Here is a 2,808-nt window from a genome sequence, read left to right as displayed (position 1 = left end):
GCCGCGGCGGGCCGCGTCCTCGGCTTCCGCCACGCTGCTGTACAGCTCCTCGTCGGCGGCGAGCGGACCGGTCGCGTCCGCCTCGTCACGGGCCGCGTCCCCGGTCGCCCGGTCGGCGCCGTGGTCGTGGTCGTGGTCGCCGTGGTCCTCGTCGTGGTCGCCGTGGTCGTGCTGGGTCGCGGCGTCCTGCTGGGCGGCGTCGGCCTGCTTCTGCTTCTTGCGGCTCTTCTTGCCGCCGCCTCCGCTGCCCTGCGGCTGCTCCAGGTGGACGATGACGCCGCGGCCGTTGCAGTGGACGCAGGGCTCGGAGAAGGACTCCAGCAGCCCCTGGCCGACCCGCTTGCGGGTCATCTGCACCAGGCCGAGCGAGGTCACCTCGGCGACCTGGTGCTTGGTCCGGTCCCGGCCCAGGCACTCCAGCAGTCGCCGCAGCACCAGGTCGCGGTTGGACTCCAGCACCATGTCGATGAAGTCGACGACGATGATGCCGCCGAGGTCCCGCAGCCGCAGCTGGCGGACGATCTCCTCGGCCGCCTCCAGGTTGTTGCGGGTGACGGTCTCCTCGAGGTTCCCGCCCTGCCCGGTGAACCGGCCGGTGTTGACGTCGATGACGACCATGGCCTCGGTGCGGTCGATCACCAGCGAGCCGCCGCTGGGGAGGTAGACCTTCCGGTCGAGCGCCTTCATGAGCTGCTCGTCGATGCGGGTGCCGGCGAAGACGTCGACCTCGGAGGTCCACTTCTCCAGTCGGCCCGCGAGGTCCGGGGCCACCCCGGAGACGTAGCCGTGGATGGTCGACCACGCCTCGTCGCCGCTGACGACGACCTTGGAGAAGTCCTCGTTGAAGATGTCGCGCACGACGCGGACGGTCATGTCCGGCTCGCCGTGGAGCAGCGTCGGCGCGTTGCCCTTCTTGGCCTTCTTCTGGATCTCCTGCCACTGGGCCTGGAGACGCTCGACGTCGCGGGTCAGCTCGTCCTCGGTGGCGCCCTCGGCGGCCGTGCGGACGATGACGCCGGCGTCGTCGGGGACGATCTTCTTGAGGATCTGCTTGAGCCGGGCGCGCTCGGTGTCGGGCAGCTTGCGGCTGATGCCGGTCATCGAGCCCTCGGGCACGTAGACCAGGTACCGGCCGGGCAGCGAGATCTGGCTGGTCAGACGGGCGCCCTTGTGGCCGATCGGGTCCTTGGTGACCTGCACCAGGACGGGCTGGCCGGACTTCAGCGCGGCTTCGATGCGGCGGGGGCCGTGGCCCATGCCGAGGGACTCGAAGTTGACCTCGCCCGCGTAGAGGACGGCGTTGCGGCCCTTGCCGATGTCGACGAACGCCGCCTCCATGGAGGGCAGCACGTTCTGGACCTTGCCCAGGTAGACGTTGCCGACGTAGCTGGCGGACTGCTCCTTGTTGACGTAGTGCTCGACGAGGACGTCGTCCTCCAGCACGCCGATCTGGGTGCGCTCGCCGTGCTGGCGGACGACCATGACCCGCTCGACCGCCTCGCGGCGTGCGAGGAACTCGGCCTCGGTGATGATCGGCACCCGGCGGCGGCCCTGCTCGCGGCCCTCCCGGCGGCGCTGCTTCTTGGCCTCCAGGCGGGTGGAGCCCTTGATGGACTGCACGCCGTCCGAGCCCTCCTGCGGCTCGCCGGACTTCTTGCGGCGGGGCTCCCTCACCTTGACGACGGTGCGCTCGGGGTCGTCCTCGGAGCCGTTCGGGGCGTCGTCGGCGTCGGAGCCGCGGCGCCGGCGACGGCGGCGGCGGCGCGAGGAGGATCCACCGGAGCGGCCCTCGGTCCCGTCGTCGTCGGCGTCCGTGTCGGGCTCGTCGTCGGTGTCGGTGTCGGTGTCGGCGTCGGCGTCCGTCTCGTCCGCGGCGTCCTCGGCTGCCCGGGCCTCCGCGGCGGCCTTGTTGCCGCGGCGACGGCTGCGCCGGTTGCCGCCCGTCTCCTCGGCGGTCCCGGCCTCGTCCTCCTGGCCGGTCGCCTCGGAGGGGGTGTCGTCGGCGTCCGCGTCCCCGCCGCCGCTCTCGGCGGCGCGCTGGGCGGTCTCGCTGCGACGGCGGCGACGGCCGCCCCGGCGGCGGCGGCGACCGCTGCGCTCACCGTTGTCGCCGTGCTCGTCCTCGTCGGTGTCGGTACCGGTGTCGACGGAGGCACCGGCGGTGTCCTCCTCCGTCTCCTCCTCGTCCGCGGTCACCTCGGCGGCCTTCCGCTGCGCCGCGCGCTCCTCGGCGGCGCGGGCGGCCTCGGCGGCGGCGCTCTCCGGGGTCTGGAACATCGGCGCACGGAAGACGGGCGGCTGGAAGACCACACCGGCTGCCGGGCGGGCGGAGCGGCGGTTGCCGGCGGGCCGTTCCTCGGCGGAGCGGTTGCCCGGGGCGGAGCGGGAGTCGCCTGCCGGGGTCCGGGGCTCGGATGCCGCCTCGGTCGGGGCGGCCGACGTGCGGGTGGCACGCCGCCGCCCGCGCGCGGGCTTCTCCTCGGCCTGCTTCTGCTCGGCGGGGGCGTCGCCCTGCTCGGCCAGGCGCGGCGCGGCGACCTCGTCGGCGGCGACGAAGACGGGCTGCTGGGCGGGGGCGGCCGACGTGCGGGTGGCGCGGCGGCGGGTGCGCGCCGGCTTCTCCTCGACCTGCGGCTCCGCGGCCTGCGGCTCGGCGGAGGTGGTCGCGGGGGCGACCGGGTCCTCGACCGAGACCGGGTCGGCGCCCTCGGGCGCGGCGGAGACCGCGCTGAGCAGCAGTGCCGGGACCCGACCCAGCTCCGTGGCGGGCAGCAGGGTGAACGCGAGGGCGGCGGCAACGGCCAGTCC

1 protein-coding gene is annotated in these 2,808 nt (G+C 74.3%); it reads right to left on the bottom strand.

Annotated elements, in window-relative coordinates; translation table 11 throughout:
- Positions 1-2,808: Rne/Rng family ribonuclease (locus tag HCN52_RS23560; protein ID WP_168090450.1), on the bottom strand; the 2,808-nt coding region annotated here is incomplete at both ends.

The sequence above is a fragment of the Streptomyces bohaiensis genome (assembly GCF_012033785.1).
Classification (GTDB): domain Bacteria; phylum Actinomycetota; class Actinomycetes; order Streptomycetales; family Streptomycetaceae; genus Streptomyces; species Streptomyces bohaiensis.
Note: the sequence above shows the minus strand (reverse complement) of the source record. Positions and strands in the feature narration are given on the sequence as shown.